At 67.4% G+C, this 25217-nt stretch carries 25 protein-coding genes and 1 pseudogene; 6 read left to right on the top strand and 20 right to left on the bottom strand.

Annotated features, from left to right (window positions below; genetic code table 11):
- Positions 1-115 precede the first annotated feature (115 nt).
- The 3 genes from IEW34_RS10495 to IEW34_RS10485 all read right to left on the bottom strand — a co-directional run bounded on the left by IEW34_RS10495 (position 116) and on the right by IEW34_RS10485 (position 3614).
- The gene (locus IEW34_RS10495) at positions 116-475 is read right to left on the bottom strand and encodes a DUF2946 family protein (protein WP_188609107.1); all 360 of its coding nucleotides are present in this window, start codon (positions 473-475) and stop codon (positions 116-118) included.
- A gap of 207 nt (positions 476-682) precedes the next feature.
- Positions 683-1672, bottom strand: a complete 990-nt coding sequence (gene corA, locus IEW34_RS10490) for a magnesium/cobalt transporter CorA (protein ID WP_188609106.1) — start codon at positions 1670-1672, stop codon at positions 683-685.
- 148 nt (positions 1673-1820) lie between these two features.
- Complete coding sequence (locus IEW34_RS10485; protein ID WP_188609105.1) at positions 1821-3614, bottom strand: acyl-CoA dehydrogenase family protein; 1794 nt, start codon at positions 3612-3614, stop codon at positions 1821-1823.
- Between the two features lie 126 nt (positions 3615-3740).
- Here IEW34_RS10485 and IEW34_RS10480 point away from each other — a divergent pair, with 126 nt between their 5' ends.
- Entirely contained in the window at positions 3741-4718 is a 978-nt protein-coding gene (locus IEW34_RS10480) for an L-threonylcarbamoyladenylate synthase (protein ID WP_188609104.1), read from the top strand.
- Positions 4719-4873: 155 nt separating this feature from the next.
- On the opposite strand, the gene wrbA is transcribed toward IEW34_RS10480, so the two are convergent.
- Positions 4874-5473: an NAD(P)H:quinone oxidoreductase gene (gene wrbA, locus IEW34_RS10475; RefSeq protein WP_188609103.1), complete on the bottom strand. Its 600-nt coding sequence runs from the start codon at positions 5471-5473 to the stop codon at positions 4874-4876.
- A 237-nt stretch (positions 5474-5710) separates the two neighbouring features.
- Here wrbA and IEW34_RS10470 point away from each other — a divergent pair, with 237 nt between their 5' ends.
- Complete coding sequence (locus IEW34_RS10470) at positions 5711-6697, top strand: LysR family transcriptional regulator (RefSeq protein WP_188609102.1); 987 nt, start codon at positions 5711-5713, stop codon at positions 6695-6697.
- A gap of 150 nt (positions 6698-6847) precedes the next feature.
- Here IEW34_RS10470 and IEW34_RS10465 read toward each other — a convergent pair whose 3' ends face one another.
- The 8 genes from IEW34_RS10465 to IEW34_RS10430 all read right to left on the bottom strand — a co-directional run bounded on the left by IEW34_RS10465 (position 6848) and on the right by IEW34_RS10430 (position 15184).
- On the bottom strand, positions 6848-7237 hold the full coding sequence (locus IEW34_RS10465) for a DoxX family protein (RefSeq protein ID WP_280516277.1): 390 nt from the start codon (positions 7235-7237) through the stop codon (positions 6848-6850).
- Between the two features lie 460 nt (positions 7238-7697).
- Positions 7698-8684, bottom strand: coding sequence for an acrylyl-CoA reductase (NADPH) (gene acuI / locus IEW34_RS10460; protein ID WP_188609100.1), 987 nt, complete (start codon positions 8682-8684; stop codon positions 7698-7700).
- Between the two features lie 64 nt (positions 8685-8748).
- Entirely contained in the window at positions 8749-9507 is a 759-nt protein-coding gene (locus IEW34_RS10455) for a bestrophin-like domain (protein WP_188609099.1), read from the bottom strand.
- A 157-nt stretch (positions 9508-9664) separates the two neighbouring features.
- A complete protein-coding gene (locus IEW34_RS10450; protein ID WP_244641909.1) occupies positions 9665-10990 on the bottom strand; it encodes a cell wall hydrolase in 1326 nt (441 codons plus the stop codon).
- Between the two features lie 194 nt (positions 10991-11184).
- Positions 11185-13854 (bottom strand): pyruvate, phosphate dikinase, encoded by a 2670-nt coding sequence (gene ppdK, locus IEW34_RS10445; protein ID WP_188609098.1) that lies wholly within the window; start codon positions 13852-13854, stop codon positions 11185-11187.
- Between the two features lie 161 nt (positions 13855-14015).
- A complete protein-coding gene (locus IEW34_RS10440) occupies positions 14016-14177 on the bottom strand; it encodes a DUF3096 domain-containing protein (RefSeq protein WP_188609097.1) in 162 nt (53 codons plus the stop codon).
- Positions 14178-14264: 87 nt separating this feature from the next.
- Positions 14265-14735 (bottom strand): hypothetical protein, encoded by a 471-nt coding sequence (locus tag IEW34_RS10435; protein WP_188609096.1) that lies wholly within the window; start codon positions 14733-14735, stop codon positions 14265-14267.
- Positions 14735-15184, bottom strand: a complete 450-nt coding sequence (locus tag IEW34_RS10430) for an ElaB/YgaM/YqjD family protein (protein ID WP_188609095.1) — start codon at positions 15182-15184, stop codon at positions 14735-14737. Before IEW34_RS10430 ends, IEW34_RS10435 begins: the two co-directional genes overlap by 1 nt.
- A 293-nt stretch (positions 15185-15477) precedes the next feature.
- Here IEW34_RS10430 and IEW34_RS10425 point away from each other — a divergent pair, with 293 nt between their 5' ends.
- Positions 15478-16131: a PadR family transcriptional regulator gene (locus IEW34_RS10425; RefSeq protein WP_188609094.1), complete on the top strand. Its 654-nt coding sequence runs from the start codon at positions 15478-15480 to the stop codon at positions 16129-16131.
- A gap of 123 nt (positions 16132-16254) precedes the next feature.
- Positions 16255-16626, top strand: coding sequence for a YciI family protein (locus tag IEW34_RS10420; RefSeq protein ID WP_188609093.1), 372 nt, complete (start codon positions 16255-16257; stop codon positions 16624-16626).
- A gap of 136 nt (positions 16627-16762) precedes the next feature.
- On the opposite strand, the gene IEW34_RS10415 is transcribed toward IEW34_RS10420, so the two are convergent.
- The 4 genes from IEW34_RS10415 to IEW34_RS10400 all read right to left on the bottom strand — a co-directional run bounded on the left by IEW34_RS10415 (position 16763) and on the right by IEW34_RS10400 (position 20209).
- Positions 16763-18043: a TRAP transporter large permease gene (locus tag IEW34_RS10415; RefSeq protein WP_188609092.1), complete on the bottom strand. Its 1281-nt coding sequence runs from the start codon at positions 18041-18043 to the stop codon at positions 16763-16765.
- A gap of 40 nt (positions 18044-18083) precedes the next feature.
- The gene (locus IEW34_RS10410; RefSeq protein WP_188609091.1) at positions 18084-18593 is read right to left on the bottom strand and encodes a TRAP transporter small permease; all 510 of its coding nucleotides are present in this window, start codon (positions 18591-18593) and stop codon (positions 18084-18086) included.
- A 133-nt stretch (positions 18594-18726) separates the two neighbouring features.
- Positions 18727-19170 carry a type II 3-dehydroquinate dehydratase gene (locus tag IEW34_RS10405; RefSeq protein ID WP_188609090.1) on the bottom strand — a complete coding sequence of 148 codons (444 nt, stop codon included), beginning with the start codon at positions 19168-19170 and terminating at the stop codon, positions 18727-18729.
- Between the two features lie 49 nt (positions 19171-19219).
- Positions 19220-20209 (bottom strand): TRAP transporter substrate-binding protein, encoded by a 990-nt coding sequence (locus IEW34_RS10400; protein ID WP_244641908.1) that lies wholly within the window; start codon positions 20207-20209, stop codon positions 19220-19222.
- A gap of 149 nt (positions 20210-20358) precedes the next feature.
- On the opposite strand from IEW34_RS10400, the gene IEW34_RS10395 reads away from it, so the two are divergent.
- Complete coding sequence (locus IEW34_RS10395; protein ID WP_188609088.1) at positions 20359-21057, top strand: GntR family transcriptional regulator; 699 nt, start codon at positions 20359-20361, stop codon at positions 21055-21057.
- Positions 21058-21116: 59 nt separating this feature from the next.
- Here the strand turns inward: IEW34_RS10395 and IEW34_RS31105 are convergent.
- Positions 21117-21287 (bottom strand): annotated as a pseudogene (locus IEW34_RS31105) (LysR family transcriptional regulator); the annotation flags it as partial.
- Positions 21288-21449: 162 nt separating this feature from the next.
- Between IEW34_RS31105 and IEW34_RS10390 the strand changes: the two are divergent.
- Positions 21450-22211, top strand: a complete 762-nt coding sequence (locus IEW34_RS10390; protein ID WP_188609087.1) for an SDR family oxidoreductase — start codon at positions 21450-21452, stop codon at positions 22209-22211.
- 44 nt (positions 22212-22255) lie between these two features.
- Here the strand turns inward: IEW34_RS10390 and IEW34_RS10385 are convergent, their stop codons facing one another.
- The 3 genes from IEW34_RS10385 to IEW34_RS10375 form a co-directional block, all read right to left on the bottom strand.
- Positions 22256-22630, bottom strand: a complete 375-nt coding sequence (locus IEW34_RS10385) for a nuclear transport factor 2 family protein (protein WP_188609086.1) — start codon at positions 22628-22630, stop codon at positions 22256-22258.
- Between the two features lie 128 nt (positions 22631-22758).
- A complete protein-coding gene (locus tag IEW34_RS10380) occupies positions 22759-23619 on the bottom strand; it encodes an alpha/beta hydrolase (RefSeq protein ID WP_188609085.1) in 861 nt (286 codons plus the stop codon).
- Between the two features lie 56 nt (positions 23620-23675).
- A complete protein-coding gene (locus IEW34_RS10375) occupies positions 23676-24884 on the bottom strand; it encodes an ABC transporter substrate-binding protein (RefSeq protein ID WP_188609084.1) in 1209 nt (402 codons plus the stop codon).
- Positions 24885-25217: the final 333 nt, after the last annotated feature.

The following is a 25217-nucleotide window of genomic DNA, read 5'->3' as shown; positions in this document are numbered from 1 at the left end:
GAGCTGCTCCGCGCGGAGCACGGGGAAATGACATGGATCATCTCTCATCTGAAATGCAAGGATCAGCGGATCCAGCGCCCGCAAAGGTGCGCCCGATCCGCGGTGCGACTGCAGGTCAGAGAAAGAGGGGTGGAGCGCGCGCTCCGGCCAGGCCGAGGGCGGGGCGCTCAGGCGGCCGCTCGCCTCGCCACGGCGTTGGCGTGTGGGGTCGATCCGCAACGGGCGCGGCCACGGAGACGGCATCGTACGCCAGCAGGTGCAGGAACTGGCACGCGGCGCACAGGGCGCAGTGCTTGTGATCCGGCCCCTGTTTGACCGGGGCCGACGTGTCGCCGAGCCCGGCGCAGATCTCGTGGGTGAAGGGGCCGCCCAACGCGGCGGCGGGCGCGGCAAGGCCCAGAATGCCCTGCAGCAGGAAGGCGTAGGCTGCGACGCAGGCGATGATCGCTCGCCTTATCACCGCCCAATCGGCCATTCGTCTCCCCCGTGCGCCGACGCGAGCCTCACGCCGGCATGACGTTCGACATACGGGCCGCCGGTAGGGTCATAGATGCCGGGAGCGGCGACAACAAGAGCGCAGCAGCATCAGCGCGAACGTGGTCGGTCGTCGCGGACCGGCGTCAGCAGCAGAGCGACGGCACGCATGGCGCTTGCGGTGGCCATGTCGGCTTCCCGCTGGGCCTCACAGCCATTTCTTCCATCGAAAGAAGAAGTATGGCGCGATGGCGGCGAACACCATCATGGACAGCGCCATCGGATACCCGAGCTGCCACTCCAGCTCCGGCATGAACTTGAAGTTCATGCCGTAGATCGAGGCGATCAGGGTTGGCGGCATGAACACCACGGCCATGACCGAGAACAGCTTGATGATGTTGTTCTGCTCGATGTTGACGAGCCCAAGGGTCGCATCGAGCAGGAATTGAATCTTGTTGGTCTGGAAGGAGGCGTGCTCCTCGAGGGACTGCAGGTCGCGCAGTGTGGTGCGCACCTCCTCGCGCAATGCCACCGACACGCGCGTGGCCCGATAGGCGACCGAGAGCGATAGCAGCACCCGCTCGATGGACAGCAGGCTCTCCCTGCTTTTGGAGATCAGGTCGCCGTAGCGGCCGAGCCGTTGGAGGATCTGCTCGTATTCGGCATTGCGCTTGCCCGGATCCGCCTTGTGCTCGAATACCATCTTCGAGATGTGGTCGATGTTCTCGGCCACCTGCTGGAGCACTTCCGCGGCGCGGTCGATGATGGTGTCCATCAGGCCCGCCATCACCTGCTCCGCCGTCAGCCCGCAGCCGTTGGGCTTGGCGGCGCGATTGGCGAAGATATCGAATGCCTTGGGCTCGCCGTAGCGGACGGTGACGGCCACCCCGTCCTTGAGGATGAAGGTGACGCTGGTGAGTTCCGGATCGCTGTCGACCTTGTAGAGCAGCCGCGTCGTCATGAAGCGCGCGCCGTCCTCGGCGTAGATCAGTTCGGAGGGCTCGATGTAGTCGGTGTCCTCCCGTGTTGGCACCTCGATGTTGAGGTGCTGCTCGACCAGCTTGTCCTCGTCCCGCGTCGGGTCAAGCAGGTCGATCCACACCGCTTCGGCCGGGATAGGCCGGCCAGGGGCGAGGATGCGCCGGTCAAGGCACGGGGCTCCCTCGCCGGTGGTGCCCGGCCGGTAGATCACGATCATGGGAGGCCTCCTCGCGGCCGCTTATGCGGCGCGCCGACGTCGCCCGCATGACAGCTCTTGTCGCTTGCCGTCAATGCAGTGATTGGTCGCGCCGGGAGCCGCCCGATCGTTGCGGCGAATGTCTGCGGATGTTCGCCCCGCACAGGCCTCAGCCGGCGAGAACCAACGGCGCGGCCTGGACGGATGGGGCGCCGCCGAGAACCGTCTGCTCGAGGCCTGAGGCCGCGGGAGCGACATTCTCCGCGAAGAAGCGTGTCAGTGCGATGCGCCCGGCGTGAGCCGGGTTGGTGTCGCCGGCGGCCATAGCCTCGTGCGCGGCCAGCGCCGAGGCGGTCATCGCGCTCAGGCCCTCGGCAAGGCCGAACAGGCGCAGGTAGGGCGCGGCGCCCGCCAGCGCATCGTCGGGCGCGTTGCCGGCGAGCGCCTTCAGCATATAGGCGGTGGCGCGGTCGAGCGATTCCGCGGCGTCGCGCAGGCGTGCCGCGGTGGTGCCGAGGCCATCGACGCGCGCGTTCGTGGCGCGCGCGGCGGTGACGCGCATGGCGGCGATGGCAGCGCGTACGGTCTCGCCGCCGGCGACCGGCAGCTTGCGGGCGACGAGGTCGATGGCCTGGATGCCGTTGGTGCCTTCGTAGATCGGTGCGATGCGAGCGTCGCGCAGGTGCTGGGCGGCGCCCGTCTCCTCGATGAAGCCCATGCCGCCATGGATCTGCACGCCGAGGGAGGCGACTTCGACGCCGATGTCGGTGGAGAACGCCTTGGCCACGGGCGTCAGCAGCGAGGCATGGGCGTGGGCGGCGGCCCGTGTGGCGGGGTCGCTGGCGAGATGGGCGCCGTCGAGTGCCGCGGCGGTGCGGTAGCAGATGGCGCGGGCGGCGGCCGTCAGCGCCTTCATGGTCATCAGCATGCGCTGCACGTCGGGGTGCGCAACGATCGCGCTCATGGCGTCGGCCGAGCCGCCGGCGCGCCCCTGGCGGCGCTCCTGCGCATAAGCCAAGGCCTGCTGGAAGGCCCGTTCGGCAATCGCCACGCCCTGGATGCCGACGGACAGGCGGGCATTGTTCATCATCGTGAACATGCAGGCGAGCCCGCGGTTCTCCTCACCGATCAGATAGCCCACAGCGCCGCCCTCGTCGCCGAAGGCCATGACGCAGGTGGGGGAGGCGTGAACGCCGAGCTTGTGCTCGATCGAGGCGCAGCGCACGTCATTGCGGGCGCCGAGCGATCCGTCGGGGTTGACGAGGAACTTGGGCACCAGGAACAGCGAGATGCCGCGCGTGCCGGGCGGCGCATCGGGCAGCCGTGCGAGCACGAGATGGACGATGTTGTCCGTCATGTCGTGCTCGCCGTAGGTGATGAAGATCTTCTGGCCGGTGACGCGGTAGCTGCCATCGCTGGCGGGGACCGCCCGGGCGCGCAGGGCCGACAGGTCGGAGCCGGCTTGCGGCTCGGTCAGGTTCATGGTGCCGGTCCAGACGCCGGCGACGAGCTTCTCCAGGTAGGTCCGCTTGAGCTCCGGCGTGGCGTGAGCGCTCAGCGCCTCGATGGCACCGCTGGTCAGCAGCGGCGCGAGCGAGAACGCCATGCAGGCCGAGTTCCACATTTCGGCGCAGGCCACCTGCACCACCAGGGGCAGGCCCTGGCCGCCCCATTCCGGCGGCCCGGCGACGGCATTCCAGCCGGCGGCCGCCCACGCCCCATAAGCCTCCTTCCAGCCGGGGGCCGTGGTCACCACGCCGTCGGCAAAGGTGGCACCGTGCGTGTCACCCACCCGGTTCAGCGGCGCCAGCCGGTCGGCGGCGAAGCGCCCCGCCTCATCCAGCACCTGCTCGATCAGGTCGGCCCCGAGCTCGCCGTAGAGACCCTGCGCCTGGATGGCGTCGAAGCCGGCGGCGTGGCGGATGGTGTCGATCATGTCGCGGACGGGAGCGCGGTAGGTCATGGCGTGCCTCGGCTCGGCAAACGAGCGCTGGTTTGACGGACGATGTCCGCCGATCTAGAGCCAACACGGCGCTAAAGGAAACAATGTTGTCGTCGGGGCTGGTCTCGGCGTGGGTGGCGCGGTCCCATGGAATGTGCGGAACGATTGCCGGCAACCGCGGAGGGCATCGCGCGAGCCGCCGGGCTGATCCGCGGCGGCGGGCTGGTGGCCTTCCCGACCGAGACGGTCTACGGCCTGGGCGCTGACGCGGGCGATGCGCGCGCGGTCGCGGCGCTCTATGCCGCCAAGGGTCGGCCATCGTTCAACCCGCTCATCGCCCACGTGCCCAGCATCGAGGCCGCCGAGCGGCTCGGCCGTTTCGGCCCGGCCGCCCGGGCGCTCGCCGAGCGCTTCTGGCCGGGTCCGCTGACGCTGGTCGTACCGCGACGCACGCCAGACGGCGTGTGCGATCTCGCAACCGCCGGGCTCGACACCGTGGCGCTGCGCGTGCCGGCGCATCGACTGGCGCTGGCGCTGCTCGAAGGGGTCGGCCGGCCGGTGGTGGCGCCGTCGGCCAACCGCTCCGGCCATGTCAGCCCGACCACGGCAAGCCACGTGCTCGACGACCTCGGCGGCCGCATCGCTGCGGTTCTCGACGGGGACGCCACGCCCATCGGGGTGGAATCGAGCATCGTGCTGGTGGAGGGTGACGCAGCCGCCTTGCTGCGGCCAGGCGGCCTGGCCCGCGCCGAGCTCGAGATCGTGCTGGGGCGGCGGCTGGGCGAGGTGAATGACCGGGAAGCGGAGCGGCCGCAGAGCCCCGGCCTGCTCGCCTCGCACTATGCGCCCAGCGCGCGAGTGCGCCTTTCGGCAACGGAGATAAGGGCCGGCGAGGCGGCTCTGCTGTTCGGCGGCTTTGCTCCGGCTGGGCTCGAGCGAGCCGTCGCGACCGTCAACCTGAGCCCGGCAGGCGACACGCAGGAGGCGGCCGCCGCACTCTTCGGCGCCCTGCGGCGCCTCGACGCGCTGGGCGTCGCCGGCATCGCGGTCGCTCCCATCCCCGACGATGGCCTCGGCGAGGCGATCAACGACCGCCTGCGCCGCGCCGCGGCGCCGCGTCCCTAGATGTGAGCTTTCAATAGGTTGTCCATCCGACCCGGTCCGGGGAAGCTGTGGTTGCGAAGCTACAGGATCTCAGGAGAAGGTCGGATGAACGTCCACGGGAATGCCCGGCTGACGGTCTACGGTCGAGTCGAGTTGGTGCGGCGCGTCGGTCAGGCTCAGCCGGCGAGCTTGGCGGCGATCTGCGCCACGTGCCGGCCCTGGAACTTGGCGCCGTCCAGGTCGACCGCCGAGGGCTGGCGGCTACCGTCGGCGCCGGCGATGGTGGAGGCACCGTAGGGTGAGCCGCCCTTGATCTCCTCCAGGCCCATCTGGCCGGCGAAGGCATAGGGGAGCCCGACGACCACCATGCCCTGATGCAGCAGTACGGTATGGAACGACAGGATGGTCGATTCCTGGCCGCCGTGCTGGGTGGCGCTGGAGGTGAAGACGGCGCCCACCTTGCCGACCAGTTTGCCCTGCGCCCAAAGGCCGCCGGTCTGGTCGAGGAAGCTCTTCATCTGCGAGGCCATGTTGCCGAAGCGGGTCGGCGTGCCGAAGATGATGGCGTCGTAGCCGGGCAGCTCGTCGACCGTGGCGACGGGCGCCGCCTGCTCGAGCTTGAAGTGCCCCGCCTTGGCGACCTCTTCCGGCACCGTCTCGGGGACGCGCTTGACGACGGCCTCACCGCCGGCGGCGCGCACACCCTCGGCGACGGCCTCGGCCATCGTCTCGATGTGGCCATAGGACGAGTAATAGAGAACCAGGACCTTTGCCATCAAAGTGAACCTTCTAGCTCGGCGCGCTGGCGCCGGATGAGGGCGGGGGGGGTCGCCCGGGTGATTCCAGCCGATGGCGAAGCGCTCCAGCGGCGACGACGGGAGAATGGGCACGTCGCCACCGCAAGGGAAGGGTGGCGATCGCAACGGCTCGATTGCAAAATTGCAAGCTGTGGGCTTAGTGGACCGGTGTGCGGGAAGCGTGCGAGCAGCCGCCCCCGCGACGGATGGATCGCGATGACCGCTGACGAGATCCCCAGGCCACCGCCTCGCCTCGGCACGCATGGGCTGGCCCTCGACGATTTCCGGCTGGTGCGGGCGGTGGCGGCGGCCAAGGGCCTCGCCGGTGCGGCCGCCGAGCTCGCCATCAACCACTCCACCGCGTTTCGCCGCCTAGGCCAGCTCGAGCAGACGCTGGGCTGCAAGCTGTTCGAGCGCCACCGCACGGGCTACGAACTCACGCAGGCGGGCGAGGAGATGGCGCAGATCGCGGCTCGCATGGAGGAGGATGCGGCCGCCTTCGTGCGCAAGGTCGAAGGCAAGTCGCTGTCGCCGGCGGGCGAATTGCGCGTCGCCACCAACGACGGGCTGATGACGCCGCTGACGCCGATCTTCGCCGCGTTCAGCAAGCGCTTTCCACAGATCCGGCTCGACGTGGTGCTGGGCAACGCGGCCCTCAACCTGTCGCGGCGCGACGCCGACGTTGCCATCCGCGCCACCGAGCGGCCACCCGACACCCTGGTCGGCCGGCGCATCGCCACCATCGCCTGGGCGGTCTATGGCCGGCGTGAGGACTTTGCCGATATTGCACCTGACGATCCGGCGCGTTTTGCAGGGCGCTCATGGGTCGGCCTCGGCGAGGACCTTGCCGCCATCAAGCCGGCGCGATTCGTGCGTGCCCAGGCGGCCGCCGATCAGGTCATCTACCGGGTCAATGCCGTGGCCGGGCTGATCGACGCGGTGGTGCAGGGCATCGGCATCGGGCCGCTGCCCTGCGTGGCAGGGGACAGCAACCCGGCGCTGCTGCGGCTGACCGAGCCGCAGCAGGACATCTCAGGCACGCTCTGGCTGCTCACCCATGCGGACCTGCGCCAAGCCGCCCGGGTGCGGGCGTTCATGGACTTCGTGGGCAACGAGCTCACGCGGCTGCGGCCGCTACTGGAGGGCGCGGTTCCACGCCCCGGCCGGTCGCCGGCGCCCGCCGCGCCCGATGGACTCGCCTGACCGGAGCCCGCATCGGGCGGTTTCATGCGATCGCGCGCCAGAGAATTTTGCCATTGGATGAGTCCATCCAATGGCAAAGAAATGCTCATAGTCTTTTGAATCTGGAGCGCTTCTCAGCGATCGGGTGGTTCCACCCGATCGCGAAGCGCTTTAGCGGCGCGCCGCGTCCGCGCTGAAGGCACCGCCGCCGAAATGCACGATCTGAAGCAGGCCGCCGGCGATCGCCAGGTTCTTCAGGAAGTGGATCATCTGGTTCTGGTCGCCGAACTTGGCGTGAAAGCCGATGGCCGCGGCGGCGGAAAACACGGCGAGCACCAGCGCAGCCCAGCGCGTCTGATAGCCGACGAGCAGCAACAGGCCGCCGCCCAGCTCGACCACCACGGCGATCCAATAGGCGAGCGTCGGCAGTGGCATGCCGGCCGCGGCGATATAGGCCTCGGTGCCATCCGGCCCCAGCAGCTTGCGGATACCGCTCATGATGAAGATGATGGCGATCAGGAGCCGGCCGAGGGCGGGCAGGTAGCGTGTGGCGTCGGTCAAATTGCGTGTCCCCCGATGGTGGCGGCAGCGGTCTGGCAAGGCCTGAGCTTGGCCGACCGAGCGTATGCAGGCTGCGTCAGTCATGTTCCGAAGGCAATGCGCAAGTTTGCAAGCTCGATCATATCCGAATGCAAACGGCCCACCATTTGATTCGGTGCATCAGCAAGCAGAATCCAACTGCTGTATCCGTCGCGGATTTAGAATTGTTCGAGTTCATCTTGCGGCTGCTTGGGGCGACAGCGCGGCCGCGACTCACCGGACTTGATCTACGTCCGACCGCGCTGGCGGGGCTGTCGCCCGGCTTGACCGACCGGAGCGCAGACAAGCGCCCCAGCTTCGAAAGACGCGAGGAGACGTCCTAGAGCGTTTCCGCGTTTCTTCGAATCGCGGAAATGCTCTATCTGTTTGTTTTGTCGCGTTTTCTTCACGCGAACCGGCGTCCACTTCGCTCGAAAACGCTTTAGCCGACGGTGACGACCAGGCGACCGCGCACCTTGCCGGCGAGAATGTCGGCGGCCGCCTGCGGCACGTCGCTCAGGGCGATAGTCTGCGTCATCTGGCCCAGTTTGGCCTTGTCGAGCTGCGCGCCCAGGCGGCGCCACGCCTCCTGCCGGATCGGCTTGGGACACATGACGCTGTCGATGCCGAGCAGCGCCACGCCGCGCAGGATGAAGGGCGCCACCGAGGCGGGCAGGTCCATGCCGCCGGCCAGGCCGCAGGCCGCCACGGCGCCGCGGTATTTCGTCATGGCGAGGACGTTGGCGAGCGTGTGCGAGCCCACCGAATCGACGCCGGCGGCCCACCGCTCCTTGCCGATCGGCCGGCCGGGGCCCGCAAGCTCGGCCCGCTCGATGATCTCGGCGGCACCGAGGCCCTTCAGATAGTCCGCCTCGGCCGGGCGGCCGGTCGAGGCAATGACGTGCCAGCCCGCTCCGGCAAGGAGCGTCACCGCGACCGAGCCGACGCCGCCGGCGGCGCCGGTCACCACCACCGGCCCGTCGGCCGGCTTGAGGCCGTGGCTTTCGAGCGCCATCACCGACAGCATGGCGGTGTAGCCGGCGGTGCCGATGGCCATGGCTTCGCCCGCCGTCAGGCCTTCCGGCAGCGCCACCAGCCAGTCGCCCTTGACGCGGGCGACCTCGGCGTAGCCGCCCAGGTGCGTCTCGCCCACGCCCCAGCCGTTGAGGACGACGCTCCGACCCACCGGAAAGTCGGGGTTCGACGAGGCCTCCACCACGCCGGCGAAATCGATGCCGGGGATCATCGGGAAGCGGCGAACCACCGGCGACTTGGCGCTCAACGCCAAGCCGTCCTTGTAGTTCACCGTCGAATGGGTGACGCGGACGGTGACGTCGCCGTCCATCAGCTCGGCGGCGTCGAAATCCTCGAACGCGGCGGTCTGGCCGCTGTCGGACTTGCGAACGACGAGTGCTTTGAACGTGCCCATTGGCTGCCTCCTGTGGTTGGCGGTGTTTGTGGGCCAGCGGGCCTGTCGCCGCAAGACGGCTCGCTCAGCTGAGCTGGTGGGCGAGGGCGTTGCGGACCGGCGCCGGCGAGATCGACATGACCCCCGTGAATGGATCGCTCATCTCGACGATCAGGAACATGGCGGTGGCGATCGACAGCGCGCACATCACCAACGCCGCGACCGATAGGGCATTGTGCGGCGCGAACAGCCCGAAACTGGCGAAGATCAGGCTGATCCAGACCGTCAGAGAGACGACCAGCAGCGGCGTGACGGTGCTGCTGTTACCGACGATGACCTTCCAGCGCATGGAAACGAGATTGCGGTAGATCTGCACGACCTCGGCCTTGAGGTCCTTGCCGTCCTGGTTTGCCGGCTGGATCAGGTAGATGTCGTCCTCGACCTGTTGCAGCAGGTCCGCCGACTTGGGGTTCTCCACCACGGTCCGCTTGGGGTCATCGGGCCAGGTGTCGTCGAGCGCCTGGCGAGTATAGGTGACGAGGTTGCCGCGCGCCGCCTGGCCGAGCGGCCCGAAGTGGCGCAGGGAGGCGTCCAGCATGATGATGTAGGTGGAGAACTGGCGGATGTTCTGGTCCGTCTCGTCGAACGAGGTCTTCACCGACGAGATCAGCAGGCCGAGGATCAGCGACGTCATCGCCGCCACCACACCGATGCCGAGCTTTACCACGTCGCGCGTCTCGGCCGACAAGTGCCGCTCGGGCAGCTTCGGGTTGACCGCCATGGCGAGCAGCGCGCTGCCCAGCACGCAGACGAAGATGGCGGCGGCGACGGCGTACGAGTTCATCGCTGGAGCGGGGTCCCGAACGATGGACGCTGGTTGGCGGAAAAGATCATGCTCGGCGCAACATCGCAAAGCGAGGTGGTGCCACAGGGCGCCCGTCCCGCTGCAGGCTGAATGCTATTTTCGCGGCAGGGGCGGCGACCTCCGCCGTCCGTCCGCCCTACGTCTGTCCCGGCTTGAGCTTGTAGAAGATGTGGCGGCCGATGACATCCATCTTCTTGAGCTTGCTGGCCCAGCGCGGACGCACGTAGTCGGCATGGTAGTGCGTGGCGCCGCCGACGTCGGCGAGGTAGGTGGTGCCGTCGAGGACCTGCTGGGCGATGCGCACCGCCGACTGCCACGAGTCGCGGTCGTTGGTGACCAGCCGCCTGCCTTCGCAGGCGAAGGAGAACTGGCAGGCGTTGTGCCGATGGCGGTTCTGATAGACCACGCCGCACACGCTGGTGGGATAAAGGCCGCTCCTGACCCGGTTGAGCACCACCTGGGCGACGGCCGCCTGGCCCGCCTCCGGCTCGCTACGCGCCTCGAAGTAGATCGCTTCGGCCAGGCAGCGCTGTTCGCGCGCCGTGCGGTCCGGGTCGATCAGGCTGGCGTAGTTGGGCCGGTCGCCGTCGCTCCGGAGGGCCACGGAGACGCCGCGGCCGACCGAGAGGGCGACGGGGGCCGCGGCGATCGCCATCGGCGTTTCGGCCGGTACCGGCGTTGCCGACGACAGCGCCACCGCGCGCGGCACCGCCGGCGTGCCGCCGTCGAGCGCGCCGGGCGGCCGCCGCGGGTCGATCGTGCCGTCGCTGCCGACGGCGCCGGGCGAGGGAGCGGCAGGCAGCTCATGCTCCATGGTCTGGCCGGACTCATTGGCCCACGGCTCGAAAGCCGTCATGGCCTCGAGCGGCGGCAGCTCCAGCGACCCTTGCATCAGCACCGTCGGCGGCAAGGTGCGCTCGTCGCGCATGAGCAGCACGCGCTGCGCGCCCCGTGGCATCGCCGCTGCCAGGGCTGCGGTCTGAATGCCGCGCCGGCTCAGGCTGGGTCGCAAGGCGACGATCGGGTCGCCCTTGCCGGTGCGCATCACTTCCGGATAGGTCGGGCTGCGCGCCTGCCGTGCATCGCGCTTGAGGTCGTCGCGCGGCGGGGTCCCCACGGCCTCGGGGTCCGGCGGCAGCGGGTCGCCGATGGTAAGACGGGCCAGCTGCAGGCGGCCACCCCCGGGCAGACCGAGCGTTGCGCCGGCCAGGCCCGGCACGTCGGGGATCAGCGGACCCATGTCGAGCAGGGCGGCCTTGACCGGCGAGGGGCTTGCGCTGACACCGGCGTCGAGCGACGGCCCGGCGGCCGCGGTGAACGAGACGAGGAGGCCGGCCGCCAGTGCCCACGGCACCGTGGTGGCTAGTGCCCATCCCATCGCCGTCCGACGCACACGCAGCTTCACGACGCCGTCCATCACTCCCGACGGGTTGACGCCGCATTGCTCGCCGGCAACGCACAAGCGCCATTCCCACACCTCGCGGTGTTATCGTCGATCAGCGTTGAGGAAGCGTAAAACCCCCGATCCCGCTTGTGCCGGAATGGAACAGTCCGACAGCGGCCCCGGCGTGGCGCGAGGGTCGGCCCGGGTCGGGCGCCGCAGGCACCGGTGGCAGGGGCCGGCTCTCGCCGGCCGTCGCCGATAGCATTGCGGGCTCAGCCGCCCTTGCGGCTGATGGCGGCCTGGGCCGCGGCAAGGCGTGCGATCGGAACCCGGTAGGGAGAACAGGAGACGTAGTCGAGCCCCGCCTCCTCACAGAACGTCACCGAGGCAGGATCGCCGCCGTGCTCGCCGCAGATGCCGACCTTGAGGTCGCTGCGGGTGGCGCGGCCACGCTCGGTGCCGAGCTTGACCAGCTCGCCGACCCCCTCCCGGTCGATGGTGACGAAGGGGTCGCTGGGGAGCAGTCCGCCCGTCGTGTAGATGCCGAGGAAGGAAGCGGCATCGTCGCGGCTGATGCCGAGCGTCGTCTGCGTGAGGTCGTTGGTGCCGAATGAGAAGAATTCGGCGGTCTCGGCGATCTCGCCGGCCCGCAGCGCGGCGCGGGGCAGCTCGATCATCGTGCCCACCTGATAGGTGATGGTGGCCTGGCGCTCGGACCCGACGGCCACGGCCATAGCGTCGATGCGCTGCTTGACGAGGTCGAGCTCGGCCTTGGTCATGACCAGCGGCACCATGATCTCCGGCGTGACCGGCGTCCCCGTCGCCGCCGCGGCATCGAGCGCCGCCTCGAAGATGGCGCGGGCCTGCATCTCGGCGATTTCGGGGTAGGCGACCGCGAGACGGCAGCCGCGGAAGCCGAGCATGGGGTTGACCTCGTGCAGCTCCTGGGCGCGGCGCTTGAGCTTATCGACCGAGGCGCCGACGGCGGCTGCAACCTCGGCGATCTCCGCGTCGGTCTGCGGCAGGAACTCGTGCAGCGGCGGATCGAGCAGGCGGATGGTCACCGGCAGTCCGGCCATCAGCGTGAACAGCTCCGCGAAGTCCGAGCGCTGCATGGGCAGCAGCTTGGCGAGGGCAGCACGGCGGCCATCCGTGGAATCGGCCAGGATCATCTCACGCACGGCGAGGATGCGGTCGGCATCGAAGAACATGTGCTCGGTGCGGCACAGGCCGATGCCTTCGGCGCCGAAGCTGCGTGCCGTCTTGGCGTCACGCGGCGTGTCGGCGTTGGCGCGCACCTTCATGCGCCGGGTTGCGTCGGCCCACTCCATCAAGGCCGCGAACTCGCCCGACAGCTCCGGCTCGACCATCGGCACGGCGCCAAGGAGCACCTGGCCGTTGGAGCCGTCGAGGGTGATCACGTCGCCCTTGCGCAGCGTGGTCCCGGCGGAGCTCAGGGTCTGCGTCTTGTAGTCGACGCGGATGCTGCCGGCCCCGGAAACGCAGGGCTTGCCCATGCCACGGGCGACGACGGCGGCGTGCGAGGTCATGCCGCCGCGGGTGGTGAGGATGCCCTCGGCGGCGTGCATGCCGTGGATGTCCTCCGGACTCGTCTCCACGCGCACCAGAATCACCCGCCGCCCGGCCTTGCGCGCCTCCTCGGCATCTTCGGAGGAGAAGACGATCTCGCCGCAGGCGGCTCCCGGCGAGGCCGGCAGGCCCGAGGCGAGGAGCTTACGCTCGGCCTTCGGGTCGAGCGTCGGGTGCAGCAGTTGGTCGAGCGCCTGTGGCTCGACGCGCATCACCGCCTCGTCCCGGCTGAGCAGGCCCTCGCTGGCGAGATCGACCGCGATGCGGAGGGCCGCCTTTGCGGTGCGTTTGCCGTTGCGCGTCTGAAGCATCCAGAGTTTCCCGTCCTCGACGGTGAACTCCATGTCCTGCATGTCGCGGTAGTGCCTTTCCAGAACGCCGTAGATGCGCACCAGCTCGGCGTAGACGTCGGGCATCGCCGCCTCCATGGAGGGACGGTCGGATCCGGCGGCGATGCGGGCTTTTTCCGTGATGTTCTGGGGTGTGCGGATGCCGGCCACCACGTCCTCGCCCTGGGCGTTGATCAGGAACTCGCCGTAGAGCTCCTTGGCGCCGGTCGACGGGTCGCGGGTGAAGGCGACGCCGGTGGCGGAGGTGTCGCCGCGGTTGCCGAACACCATGGCCTGGACGTTGACGGCGGTGCCCCAGCTCGCCGGGATGGCGTGCAGCTCGCGGTACTTGCGCGCGCGCGCGTTCATCCACGAGCCGAAGACAGCGCCGACGGCGCCCCACAGCTGCTCGCGCGGATCCTGCGGGAACGGTTTGCCCAGCGCCTTCTCGACGATCTCCTTGTAGCGGCCGACCAGTTCCGACCAGTCGGCGCCGGAGAGCTCGGTATCGAGCGTATAGCCCTTGCGGTCCTTGAACAGCTCGAGGGCTTCTTCGAACTCATGGTGCTCCACGCCGAGCACCACGTCGGAATACATGGTGATGAAGCGGCGATAGCTGTCCCAGGCGAAGCGCCGGTCACCGGTGACGCGCGCCACCGTCTCGACCGTGACGTCGTTGAGGCCCAGGTTGAGCACCGTGTCCATCATCCCCGGCATCGAGGCACGGGCCCCCGATCGCACCGACACAAGCAGGGGATTATCCTTGTCTCCGAAGGACTTGCCAGTGATGCGACCGACCTCGGCGAGCGCTGTCGCAACCTGCTGCTCGAGCTCCGGCGGGTAGCTGCGGTCGTGATCGTAGAAGTAGGTGCACACCTCGGTGGAGACAGTGAAGCCCGGTGGTACCGGCAGGCCCAGATTGGCCATCTCAGCGAGATTTGCCCCCTTGCCGCCGAGGAGGTTCTTCATGGCGGCTTCGCCCTCGGCGCGTCCGTCGCCGAAGGAATAGACCCACTTGGTCATGCTTGGCACCGTACTTGGCTCCCCGTCGGGGGAGCGGACAACAGCCGAGCCTTGACCGATCGAGTGCCAAAACGCAATGGCACGCCGAGCCGCTCACAGAAGACGAGCGGGGGTCAACGCCCAGCACCGGCACGGGCGCGTGCGCCCGCAATTGCAGTGTGTCAGATCCGCAGCAGGGGCCCGATGCGGTCGCCGAACAGCCCGTAGAGGCCGATCACGATCAGATACAGCGCGACGATGACGTTGAGCAAGCGCGGCATGAGCAGGATGAGGATGCCGGCGATCAACGCGATCAGCGGCTGCAAGGTGACATTCAGGTTCATGAGAGAGCTCCGAGAGCCGTCGGCACAGGCGGCCGCCCGGGGCGGTGCCGGCTGACACGACGCACAGACGAGGGAAAGTGCCGGCGCTCAGAAGCGCCGGCCGAGAAACAGACCGATGATGACGGCGGCCAGCGTCGCATTGGCCAGCATCTTGCGCGAGACGAGGGGCGAGCTTTCGCCGCCCGTCGCGGCGCCGGCGACCTTCTTGCCCAGACCACGGGCCTGTTCGCCGGCTGCACGTGCGGCTTCGAAGGCCTGGGCGGCGGCGGAGTTCGCCGTGACCCCGGCCCGGCTTCGGCTCGGCCGGCCGCCTCCTGAGAAGGCGACGGCGAGCGCGATGACGACGACGAGCAGCCCGACCCCCGCGACCGCGAGATGGCCGATCAGCGGCCCCTGTTCCCATTGATGGGCCACGAGGAGGAACAGGGCGTTGAGCAGCGCGACAAGGAGGATGACGGCGCCCGCGAGGGCGATCGCCACCCCGGCCACCGTGCGGATGGCGCGTCGCCGCAGCGCGGCAAGTTCGCCCGCGGCGGCCGCGAGCAGCGAGCCGAGCATCAACGACCCCGGGACATCATGCCGACGATCAATCCGACGCCCAGCGCGGCAAGCACCGTGCCGATCGGGTTGCGACGAACGGTGTCCTCCACGTCGCTGGCGAAGTCGCCCGCGTGCGTCTTGGCCGAGCTGGCGATGTCGGCGCCTGCCGAATAGGCATCGTTCGCCGTGGTATACACGCTCTCCTTGACGGAGCGGACGCCGTCGGTGACGCGCGAGGCGGCCGCGGCGCCCCGTTCGCCGGCGATGCCGGACACCGTCTCGCTCAACCGGGAGAGGTCTTCGCGCAGGCGCTGGAGGTCGGCGGAAATGTCACCGTTCGCCGCGTCGAGGCTGGCGCCGATCTCCTCGGCGCCCTTGCGCAGCTCCGCCTTGGCCTTGCCGGCCTCGTTGGCGATGGTCTCGCCGACGCTCGGGCTGTCGGGAGGCGTGGAATTGTTGGCGGCCATGAGGTTCTCCTTCCCGCGGCGGGGATGCTGGATGGGCAGGGGTAGCGACGGTCTCGGCGTGCCGGCTGGCAAATCTCGCTTCGAGCCCGGTCCGGCACTGACCAGCCGCGCCCGCGCTCGTTCACCAAACGCGCCGACCTTAGTCTGGTTCCTCCCCCACGGCCAAGACGACGTTTCCTGTGTGGCACCGGCCGGATTCGCCATGCTGCGAGCGCCAGCCCGAAATCGAAAGATATATCTTGCGATATAATGAGTGAGCTATATCTTACGATACATCAGAAGGAGAGAATCCAATGTTTGGATCCCATGGATGCGGCCGCGGCGGCGGCCCTTGGAACGAAGGCTCCGTTCGGCAGGAGTTCGGCGGCTGGGGCGGTCCCGGTCGCGGCGGCCGCGGTTTCGGCGGTCGGGGTGAGCGGGGCTTCGGCGGCCCGGGTGGTGGCGATTTCATGCGCATCGGCCGCATGTTGGCGCACGGCGACCTCAGGCTGTTGGCGCTGGCGCTCATCGCAGAGCAGCCCCGCCACGGCTACGAGATCATCAAGCTGATCGAGGAGAAGACCGGCGGCTGGTACAGCCCGAGCCCCGGCACGGTCTATCCCACGCTCACCTACCTGGAAGACGCAGGCTTCATCGCCGCCGCCAGCGAAGGCAGCCGCAAGCTGTTCACCATCACCGAAGAGGGCCGCGCCCATCTGGAGGAGAACCGCACCCTCGCCAACCAGATCCTGAGCCGGCTCGACCAGCTCGGCGAGAAGATCGGCCGCATGCGGCGCATGTTCGGCTGGGGCGACGAGCGCGGCGAGCACGGGCCGCCGCCCCTGGTCAAGGCGGCCTTCAGCAATTTGCGCGAGGTCGTGGCCCAACGGCTGGAGAGCGATCCGAACGCCGAAGCCAAGGTCGTGGAGGTGCTGGCGCGCGCCGCCGGCGAGCTGAAGCAGGGCTGACGCTGTCGCCCGGCCGGTGTGAGCCGGTGCGGTGATCCGGCCGCAGCTGTCGGGGTCGGGCCTGCCTGGCCGTCTTCATCATATCCGCGCCCCAGGCGGTGGCGCTCAACTGGAGGACCGAGCATGCGCTACGTCGCTGTCCTGGGCGCAGGGCCGAACGCCGTTCCCGGCCGTCCGGTGCACGAGCAGGACCCGGCCATCATGCGCGCGCATCTGGAGCATATGCGCCGCCACTACGAGGAGGGATCGGTGCTGTTCGGCGGCCCGTTCCGCTCGAGCTTCGGCGGCATCGCGCTGATCGAGGCGGGCGATCTGGCCGCGGCCCGCGCCATCGTCGAGGCCGACCCGGCCGTCGCCCGCGGCATCATCGCCTTCGATCTGCATGGCGTGCGGCCCTATTTCGATGCTTTCGCCGGCTTGGCGTGGGCGCCCTCCGGCAACGATGCGGTGGAGGCGGCATTGCAGGTGCCGGGGGCGCTGATGCGGCCTGCCTAGAGCATTTTCGAGCGAAGTGGGCGCCGGTTCGCGTGAAGAAAAATGCGATAAACAAATATGTAGAGCATTTCCGCGATTCGGAGAAACGCGGAAATGCTCTAGCAGAACCCGACGTGGGATCTTGCGGCACCTTTGCTCAGCCGGCCAGCCACCGGGCCGGTCCGGTGACCAGGACGGGAAACATCACGAGCAGAAACAGGACGGTCAACTCCGCGACCAGGAAGGGCCAAACGCCCCTGATGATGTCCTCCATGCTGATCTGAGAGACGCCGCAGACGACGTTGAGAACGACTCCGACCGGCGGTGTGATCAGCCCGATGGCGCCATTGATGATGAAGAGCACGCCGAAGTAGACCGGGTCGATCTGCGCCTGCTTGACGATCGGCATGAGGATCGGCGTCAGGATCAGGATCGTCGGCGTCATGTCGAGTGCCGTGCCGACGACCACCACCAGGAGCATCAGCGCGATCATCAACAGGGTCTGATTGCCGGTGAACGGCGCGACCATGTCGACGATCTGACTGGAGATGTCCGAGACGGTGATCAACCAGGACGACACCAGGGCCGCCGCGACGAGAAACATGACGACCGCTGTCGTCTGCGCCGACGAGACGAAGACGGCCAGGAGCTGGCGCGGCTTCAACTCGCGATAGACGAAGACCGCGATCACCAGCGAATACACCGCGACGACGACGGCCGCCTCGGTCGGCGTGAAGATGCCGAAGCGCAGGCCGAAGATGATGATCAGCGGCAGCATCAGCGCCCAGAAGCCGTCCCTGATCGCTTTCAGGAGCTCCGCCATCGAGCTGCGCGCCGGCTGCACGGCCTGGTCGTCGCGTGCCACCCACCACCACGCCGCGCAGAGGCCGAGACCGAGCATCAGGCCGGGCGCGATCCCCGCCAGGAACAGCTTGGTGATCGAGACGCCGCCCGCCACGCCGAACAGCACAAAGCCGATCGAGGGAGGGATGATCGGCGCAATGATGCCGCCGGCGGCGACGAGGCCGGCCGAGCGGGCCTTGTCGTGCCCGGCGGCGACCATCATCGGGACGAGCAGGGCACCCAGAGCCGCCGCGTCGGCGACCGCGGAGCCGGAGAGGGAGGCCAGGATGCAGGACGTGAGGATGGCGACGTAGCCGAGGCCGCCGCGGATGTGGCCGCACAGCGCGAGGGCCACGTTCACGATCCGCTTGGCCAGGCCGCCTTGGTTCATCACCTCGCCGGCCAGCATGAAGAACGGGACCGCCATGAGCGGAAAGGAATCGGCGCCGTTGATGACGTTCTGCGCGATGATCTGGGAATCGAAGATATCGATGTAGCTCATCAGCGCGATGCCGCAGACGATCAGCGCAAAGGCGATGGGCATGCCGATCGCCATGGCCCCCAGCAGCGACAACGTGAAGACGGCGACAGTCATCAGGCACCTTGCGCGAACGCCTTCGGGGCTTGGCGTGCGTTCAGAGCTCTTCCGATTCCTTGACGGCGACGAGCTCCGTGTCGCGCAGCCCGCCAATGAGCAGCCGCGCGAGATCCACCGCCAGGATGAGGCCGACGGAAATGCTGAACACGACGCCGACGAGGTAGAACCAGCCGACCGACAGACCCGACGCCGGGGCCGCCGTGTCCCAGTTGATGAGGGTCTGCTCCCAGCTGCCTTTGCCCAGCAGCACGGTGGCAAAGAGCATGAGCGCGCCGCTCAACCCGAAGCAGGCCTTCTTGCCCCACGTCGGCAACAGCTTGACGAAGCTGTCGAGACCGAGATGGGCGCCTTCGCGCATGCCGACGATGGCCCCGGTGAACACGAGCCATACGAAGCACCAGCGGGACAGCTCCTCCGACACGGCGATGCCGGAATTGAAGGCATAGCGGAGGACGACGTTGCCGAAGACCAGCAAGACCATGGTCGCAAGAAGGAGAGCGGCGGCAAGCTTGAGGGTCTTGAAGTAACCATCGATGACCATGCTCATGCGTGACCTCGCGTGTCGTGGAGCCGTGGCGGGTGTGTGCGGGCGTTCCGGTGATCGCGTGCCCGGCGCCGGTTTATCGGCCCGAGCCCGATGTCGCCACAGGCGGATCCCCCGCGCCTACGGGGCGTAAGACCTAGGCAACGGCCTCGAGCAGGCTGTCCTCGACCGCTCGGACGGCCGCGACATACCCGTGGGGGCCGAGCCCGGCAATGACCGCAGAGGCGACCGCCGACATGTAGGACCGGTGGTAGATCGGCTCGCGCCTGTGGATGTTGGAGATATGCAGTTCGATGATCGGGCCGGGAAACATCTTGAGCGCATCCATGATGGCCATCGACGTGAAGGAGAAGGCGGCCGGGTTGATGATGATCGCGGTGCCTTCGTCGATGGCTTCGTGTATCCAATCGATGATCTCGAATTCCTTGTTCGACTGGCGAAAGACGATCTCGGTGCGGGTGGCTGCCCGCCGGCACATCGCCTCGATCTGAGCCAGCGTGGTGTGCCCGTAGATCTCAGGCTCGCGTGTCCCGAGGCGGTTGAGGTTCGGCCCGTTGAGTATGTAGATCGGTTTGGTCATTGATCGCGGCTCGCGTCACGGGACAGGTCCGGTCGAGGGCGTGACGCGGTCATTTCCCGGCGTGCACGCGCTCCAGCTCGGCGTTGAACAGCTTGACCAGGGCCGGGTCATACTCGGCCGAGAACTTCTCCTTCACGTGTGCCGTCTTGATGCGCATCCGCTCGAGCTCGGCTTCAGTGATCTCATTGACCTGCATGCCCTTAGCCTTCAGCTCGGAGACGGCGGCGGCAGCCTGCTCGCGGCTGACCTTGCGCTGGAAATCACGAGCCTCGATGGCCGCCTCGCGCAGAATAGTCTGTTCGGTCGGGGAGAGCTTGTCCCAGAATTTCTTTGAGACAAGAATGATATTGGCGCTGTAGGTGTGGTTGGTCTGGCTCGCGTACTTCTGTACTTCGTAGAATTTGTTGGAGAGAATGACCGAGTAGGGGTTCTCCTGGCCATCCACCGCGCGATTCTCCAGCGCGCTATAGAGATCCGAGAAGCTCATGGGCACCGGATTGGCGCCGAATGTCCTGAACGTCTCGAGATAGACCGGGTTGGGGATCACACGGATCTTGATGCCGTCGAGATCTTCGCCTTTGGCGATCGGCCGGCGGCTATTGGTGACGTTGCGAAAACCGAGATCCCAATAGGTCAGGCCGATGAGATCCTTCTCCGGCAACTTATTGAGAAGCGCCTGCCCGAGCGGCCCGTCGAGCAGGGCGTCCGCTTGCGCCGGCGTGCTGACGATGAACGGGAAGTCGATGAGCCCGAATTCCTTGACGATGCCCACCAGCGACGTCGTGGCGGGCGACTGCATTTCCTGCGTGCCGCCGCGCAAGGCCGATTGCTGCTGCATCTCGCTGCCGAGCTGGTTCGACGGAAATTCACGGATCCTCAGCTTGCCGCCGCTCTTCTGCGCAACGATTTCGGCGAATTTCTTCACGCCGATGCTGACCGGGTGATCTGTGTTGTTGAGGTGGCCCCAGCGGATCGTCCGCTCCTGAATCTCCTGGGCCTTGGCATGGCCCATCGGCAGCAGGAACAGAGCCAGCGTCACCGCGGCGGCGGGAGGCTTGAGCATGGCGTTTTCTCTCCGCGGGCTTTTCTAACGTCATATGATGTTAAAAATATCAGAGATTTTGTCAATCACCATATAATACCGCGCCAGCGTTGCGGTCGTTCGCGACTGCTGGCATAGACGGGCGCATGGGTGCTGCGCCGAAGAAGGCCGAAAGGGACGTGCGCGCCGGAGAGACGGTCTCCGATGTGGCGTACGGCCGTATTCGCGCGGACATCCTGTTCGGGCGGCTGAAGCCGCGCGAGCGGCTGCGGCTCGAAATCTTCAGCCAGCGCTATGGCACCAGCGTCAGCACCATGCGCGAGCTGCTGAGCCGCCTCGGCTCGGAAGGCCTGATCGTCGCGGAAGGGCAGCGCGGATTCGAGGTCGCTCCGGTGTCGCCGGTGGAGTTTCGCGAGGTGGCGGCCATGCGATTGCTGCTGGAACAGCACGCGTTGACGCAATCCTTCCAGGCGGGCGATTTGGATTGGGAGGCGCGCGTCGTCGCCGCGCACCACAAGCTCGCGGTGACCGAGGGCCGCATGTTGCGGCGCGAGGTCTCCGATCCGGAAGTGTGGAAGGATTGCGATCGCGCCTTCCACCACGCCTTGATCTCCGCCTGCGGCTCGCGCGTGCTGCTGCAGACCTATGCGGCGATCTACGATAAGTATTTGCGCTATCAGATGATCGCCGTGGTGTTCCGCGGCGAGATCGCGGCGCGCGAACACGCCGAACTGCTGGCCTGCGCGCTGTCGCGCGATGCGGACCGGGCGAGCCGTATCTTGGATATCCACATCAACAGCTGCGTCGACCACGCCCTGCGGGACGACCCGCCCGGTTGGGCGTAATGCGCGTGAGCCGGCCCGGAAAAGCCGGCCTCCGCGGCGAAGGTTCTCGCCATCGGGGTCGCGACCCTACGGCGGCCGTCCTTCGTGAAGTGCTGCCGGCCTAGCCGGCTCTCGAAGGCGGAGATCTGCCGGCTCACCGCGCCATGGGCGGCGCCGAGCTGCGTCGCGGCGCGCCGTTCGAGCGTGACCGCAAACGGCCGCGGCGCGTTCAGAGGTTGCAGGCGTGGCATCGGTTCCGTGAGTAAATCTGACGCGTATCGTGAGCAATGACCGGCTGGTTGAAATCTTCTTGCTCGTGTATTGCCGCGCAATGGGAACCTCGAACGTCTTCTTTCGATAGCGGATGTTCCAGGCTCATCAATTGATTAACTACCACGTGAAGGTGCGTTGAAATGGATCCTGTCCCCCATGCGCCGCTCATTCTGATCACCGGCGGAGGTCGTGGCGTCGGCGCGGCCACTGCGCGGCTTGCCGCCGCACGAGGTTACGACGTCGCGATGAGCTTCGTCTCCGACGAGTCTGCCGCCCTCGCGGTGGCGGCTGATATAGAGGCTGTCGGGCGCCGTGCTCTACCCGTGCGCGCAGATAGCGCGGATCCTGAGCAGGTCGCTCAGCTGTTCTCCGCGATCGACCGCGAGTTCGGCCGGATCGATGTATTGGTGAACAACGCAGCGATTATTGCTCAGCAGTGCCGACTAGATGATCTTGATTTCGAGCGAATGCGGCGCATCTTCGCGGTCAACTCTATCGGTCCTATCCTCTGTGCACAGCAAGCGGTAAAGCGGATGTCGCATCGTTACAACGGGCGGGGCGGCGCCGTGATCAACATCTCATCAGCATCGGCCCGGCTCGGCAGTCCGAACGAATATGTCGACTACGCTGCGTCGAAGGGCGCCGTTGAGACATTCACGACCGGCTTTGCCAAGGAAGTCGCGCGGGATGGAATACGCGTCAACTGTATTCGCCCTGGGCACATCTACACCGACATGCATGCGAGCGGCGGAGAGCCGGGACGGGTGGATCGCGTCAAGGGTTCGATCCCCATGGGACGAGGCGGTCAGCCTGAAGAGGTTGCCCGGGCGATCCTGTGGCTAGCAAGCGCCGAGGCTTCCTTCATCACCGGTACGTTCCTCGATGTCACTGGCGGCAAGTGAGCGGCAGGTGCGATGCCGAGCCCTTCCTTCGATGCCGGTGTCGATCACGTCTTCTGCTTGTAGTAGGTGTCCTTTTTCACCACCTTGTCGCCTGCGAATTCCCAGAGGTCGCAGCCGAGCGTGTCGATCGCCGTGCCGTCCGGGGCGGTGCCGCGCACGCGCCATTCCGTCAGCCCCTTGTCGCCCAAGAGCCAGCTCCGCGCCTCGGTCCACTGGAGGTCGGGGGAGGCGGCAAACCGCTTCGTCAGAGCGGCCTTGATGGCCTCCGGCCCCTTCAGCGTGGCGCCTACGGGCTCCGGGCCCGCGGCGGCAAGCATGACGCCATCTTCTGCGAAGAACGATGCGACCTTCTCCGGTTGGTGGTCGTTGAAGGCAGCCAGCAACTCGTTCAGACGTGCGATGGTCATGGATTGGGACATGGTCGTTCTACCTTGTGGGAACCAAAAACATCTGCCCATCGGACACGATCGTCGGGGCAGAGGGTGCGGGCGCTTCAAGCTTTGGCGCTCCGCGGCGATCGTGTGCCGCAACGCCGTCGTCGGATGACCTATCCCCGGACGAGGGCGACGCATTTGCCGAAGAACGGGCTGGCCGGCCGGGCCAGCACGTTGAGCTCGTCGAAGTGGTCGCAGCCCGGCACCGAATAGCGCTCGACGGGGCGGGCCGCCGTCGCGAAGGCCTCGACGTAGATGTCCGACTGGCGATGGAACTCCGCCGTCTCCGCCTCGCCGCAGACGACGAGCTGGGGTGCGTCGGTGCGCGGCGGATGATGCATCGGGCTCTCGTGCGCCGCCTCCGCCGCGTCCATGCCCACCGCATCGTTGATGGAGGTGAAACGCAGCGGCTCGAGCTCGTTGAGCGGCGAGATCGGCACACCGGCCTTGATCAGGTCGGCTGGGATGTCGCCGGACCAGGCGGTCCAGTCGGTACCCATAAGCATGCCGGTGATGTGGCCGCCGGCGGAATGTCCCATCACTGCAAGCCGCTCGCGCGCCACGCCGACCGTCGCCGCATTGCGCCAGATCCAGACCATGGCCTGGCGGGCCTGCGCGCTGATGGCGGTGATGGTGACGGCCGGACAGAGGTCGTATCCGACCAGGATCACCGAGATGCCGCTGGCCACGAACGGCTCGGCCAGGAAGGCGTAGACGGATTTGTCGCCGCGCTGCCAGTAGCCGCCGTGGAAATAGACCAGCGTCGGCGCCGTCGGCCCGGCCGGGAAGACGTCGAGCTTCTGCTTGGGCCCCGGGCCATAGGCGACATCCAGCCGGCTCTCCAGGCGCTCGCGCGCCAGGAGGCTGCGCGCCACCCAATCGGGGACGACGGCCGAATCGTAGTCGGGACGGCCTGCGCGCAGGTTATACTGCATCTCGATTTCGTCGCGGGTGTATTGACCGTATACCTTCATCGACCAGCTCTCGCCTTGCTCTCGTATGGGTAGCGCCCTGGCGGGCAGACTGCGTCCTATTTCTTCAGCAGCGGACAGCGGGACTCCGCCAGGGGCGGGAACGCCTCTTCCGCGGGGATGGTCTTGACCACCTCATAGTAGTCCCACGGCCCCTTGGACTCGCTCGGAGCCTTGACCCGCACGAGGTAGAGGTCGTGCACCATGAGCCCGTCCTCGCGGATGCGGCCGTTGCGAGCGAAGAAATCGTCGACCGGCCGGTCCTTCATCGTCTTCATCACCGTGGCCGTGTCGTCGCTGCCGGCCGCCTTGATCGCCTCGAGGTAGTGCAGGGTACTGGAGTAGACGCCGGCCTGGGACATGTTCGGCATCTTGCCCATGCGCTCCTTGTAACGCTTGGCGAAGGCGCGGGTCTCATCGTTGAGGTCCCAGTAGAAGCCGGTCGTGAACTGCATGCCCTGCGCGGCTTCGAGCCCGAGCGCATCGATCTCGTTGATATAGACCAGGAGGCCTGCGAGCTTCTGCCGGCCCTCGCCCATGCCGAACTCCTTCGCCTGCTTGATCGCATTGGAGGTGTCGGCGCCTGCGGTGGCGAAGGCGACGACGTCGGCGTTGGACCCTTGCGCCTGCAGCAGGAACGATGAGTAGTCCATGGCGTTGAGCGGCACCTTCACCGAGCCGAGCACCTTGCCGCCTGCCGCTACGACGGTCTTGGCTGTCTCGCGCTCGAAATCGTGGCCGAAGGCGTAGTCCACGGTGACGAAATACCAGGACTTGCCACCGTCCCTGACCAGGGCCGTGCCGGTCGAGCGGGCCAGCGCATCGGTGTCGTAGACGTAATGGACGGTGTTGGCGCTGCAGTTCTCGTTGGTGAAGCGCGGCGATCCGGAGATGTTGATGACAACGATCTTGTTCTTGTCCTTGGCGATGCCGCTGACGGCCAGCCCGGCCGAGGACATGTTGATGTCCATGATCGCGTCGACGCCGTCCTTGTCGAACCACTGGCGCGCGATGGCGCTGGCGATGTCGACCTTGTTCTGCATGTCGGCGAAGACCACCTCGATCTTCTTGCCAAGGACCTCGCCGCCGAAATCCTCCACGGCCATCTGCGCGGCGGTGACGCTGCCCTTGCCGGCGACGTCGGAATAGTTGCCGGACATGTCCATGAGCATGCCGATCTTGACGGTGTCGCTCGGCTGCGCCGCCACCGTCGTCGCCGCGGCGAACGCCAGGATGCTGCACAGCAGTGGGATGGCTCTTGCTCTCATGCTCTGCCCGCTCCTCTCACGTGATGTCGCGCCGTACGTGTCTGTCGATATGTTCCGATAATCGAAACTTGTCTCGTTTTATGAGAATATCATTCCGGGGCTGGTGATCCCTGTCAACCAGGGCAGCCCGGGGGACAGGCAATCGCCGTGCATTTGTGCGACGAGACCGGCCCTGCGCCAGCAACTGGCGCGAAGGTGGCCAAAGGCCACCCGATGCTCCCAAGAGGGGCGCCGAAGCAAGCCGCAGCCGGGTGAGCGCCTTGGCCGGCGGTGCGCCGACTGCGGCTGGACAATCCGGCCGGGAGAGGCGAAGGGGGACGATGAGCGGACCGA

Source organism: Chelatococcus reniformis, assembly GCF_014640075.1.
Taxonomy (GTDB): Bacteria; Pseudomonadota; Alphaproteobacteria; order Rhizobiales; family Beijerinckiaceae; genus Camelimonas; species Camelimonas reniformis.
The sequence above is the reverse complement of the archived record's forward strand: the minus strand, read 5'-3'. Positions and strand labels throughout refer to the sequence as shown.

Excerpts from the sequence above, each read along its gene's own strand:
- IEW34_RS10495 (WP_188609107.1), bottom strand. The coding sequence starts at position 475 with ATGGCCGATTGGGCGGTGATAAGGCGAGCGATCATCGCCTGCGTCGCA.
- corA (WP_188609106.1), bottom strand. The coding sequence starts at position 1,672 with ATGATCGTGATCTACCGGCCGGGCACCACCGGCGAGGGAGCCCCGTGC.
- IEW34_RS10485 (WP_188609105.1), bottom strand. The coding sequence starts at position 3,614 with ATGACCTACCGCGCTCCCGTCCGCGACATGATCGACACCATCCGCCAC.
- IEW34_RS10480 (WP_188609104.1), top strand. The coding sequence starts at position 3,741 with ATGGAATGTGCGGAACGATTGCCGGCAACCGCGGAGGGCATCGCGCGA.
- wrbA (WP_188609103.1), bottom strand. The coding sequence starts at position 5,473 with ATGGCAAAGGTCCTGGTTCTCTATTACTCGTCCTATGGCCACATCGAG.
- IEW34_RS10470 (WP_188609102.1), top strand. The coding sequence starts at position 5,711 with ATGACCGCTGACGAGATCCCCAGGCCACCGCCTCGCCTCGGCACGCAT.
- acuI (WP_188609100.1), bottom strand. The coding sequence starts at position 8,684 with ATGGGCACGTTCAAAGCACTCGTCGTTCGCAAGTCCGACAGCGGCCAG.
- IEW34_RS10455 (WP_188609099.1), bottom strand. The coding sequence starts at position 9,507 with ATGAACTCGTACGCCGTCGCCGCCGCCATCTTCGTCTGCGTGCTGGGC.
- ppdK (WP_188609098.1), bottom strand. The coding sequence starts at position 13,854 with ATGACCAAGTGGGTCTATTCCTTCGGCGACGGACGCGCCGAGGGCGAA.
- IEW34_RS10440 (WP_188609097.1), bottom strand. The coding sequence starts at position 14,177 with ATGAACCTGAATGTCACCTTGCAGCCGCTGATCGCGTTGATCGCCGGC.
- IEW34_RS10435 (WP_188609096.1), bottom strand. The coding sequence starts at position 14,735 with ATGCTCGGCTCGCTGCTCGCGGCCGCCGCGGGCGAACTTGCCGCGCTG.
- IEW34_RS10430 (WP_188609095.1), bottom strand. The coding sequence starts at position 15,184 with ATGGCCGCCAACAATTCCACGCCTCCCGACAGCCCGAGCGTCGGCGAG.
- IEW34_RS10425 (WP_188609094.1), top strand. The coding sequence starts at position 15,478 with ATGTTTGGATCCCATGGATGCGGCCGCGGCGGCGGCCCTTGGAACGAA.
- IEW34_RS10420 (WP_188609093.1), top strand. The coding sequence starts at position 16,255 with ATGCGCTACGTCGCTGTCCTGGGCGCAGGGCCGAACGCCGTTCCCGGC.
- IEW34_RS10415 (WP_188609092.1), bottom strand. The coding sequence starts at position 18,043 with ATGACTGTCGCCGTCTTCACGTTGTCGCTGCTGGGGGCCATGGCGATC.
- IEW34_RS10410 (WP_188609091.1), bottom strand. The coding sequence starts at position 18,593 with ATGAGCATGGTCATCGATGGTTACTTCAAGACCCTCAAGCTTGCCGCC.
- IEW34_RS10405 (WP_188609090.1), bottom strand. The coding sequence starts at position 19,170 with ATGACCAAACCGATCTACATACTCAACGGGCCGAACCTCAACCGCCTC.
- IEW34_RS10395 (WP_188609088.1), top strand. The coding sequence starts at position 20,359 with ATGGGTGCTGCGCCGAAGAAGGCCGAAAGGGACGTGCGCGCCGGAGAG.
- IEW34_RS10390 (WP_188609087.1), top strand. The coding sequence starts at position 21,450 with ATGGATCCTGTCCCCCATGCGCCGCTCATTCTGATCACCGGCGGAGGT.
- IEW34_RS10385 (WP_188609086.1), bottom strand. The coding sequence starts at position 22,630 with ATGTCCCAATCCATGACCATCGCACGTCTGAACGAGTTGCTGGCTGCC.
- IEW34_RS10380 (WP_188609085.1), bottom strand. The coding sequence starts at position 23,619 with ATGAAGGTATACGGTCAATACACCCGCGACGAAATCGAGATGCAGTAT.
- IEW34_RS10375 (WP_188609084.1), bottom strand. The coding sequence starts at position 24,884 with ATGAGAGCAAGAGCCATCCCACTGCTGTGCAGCATCCTGGCGTTCGCC.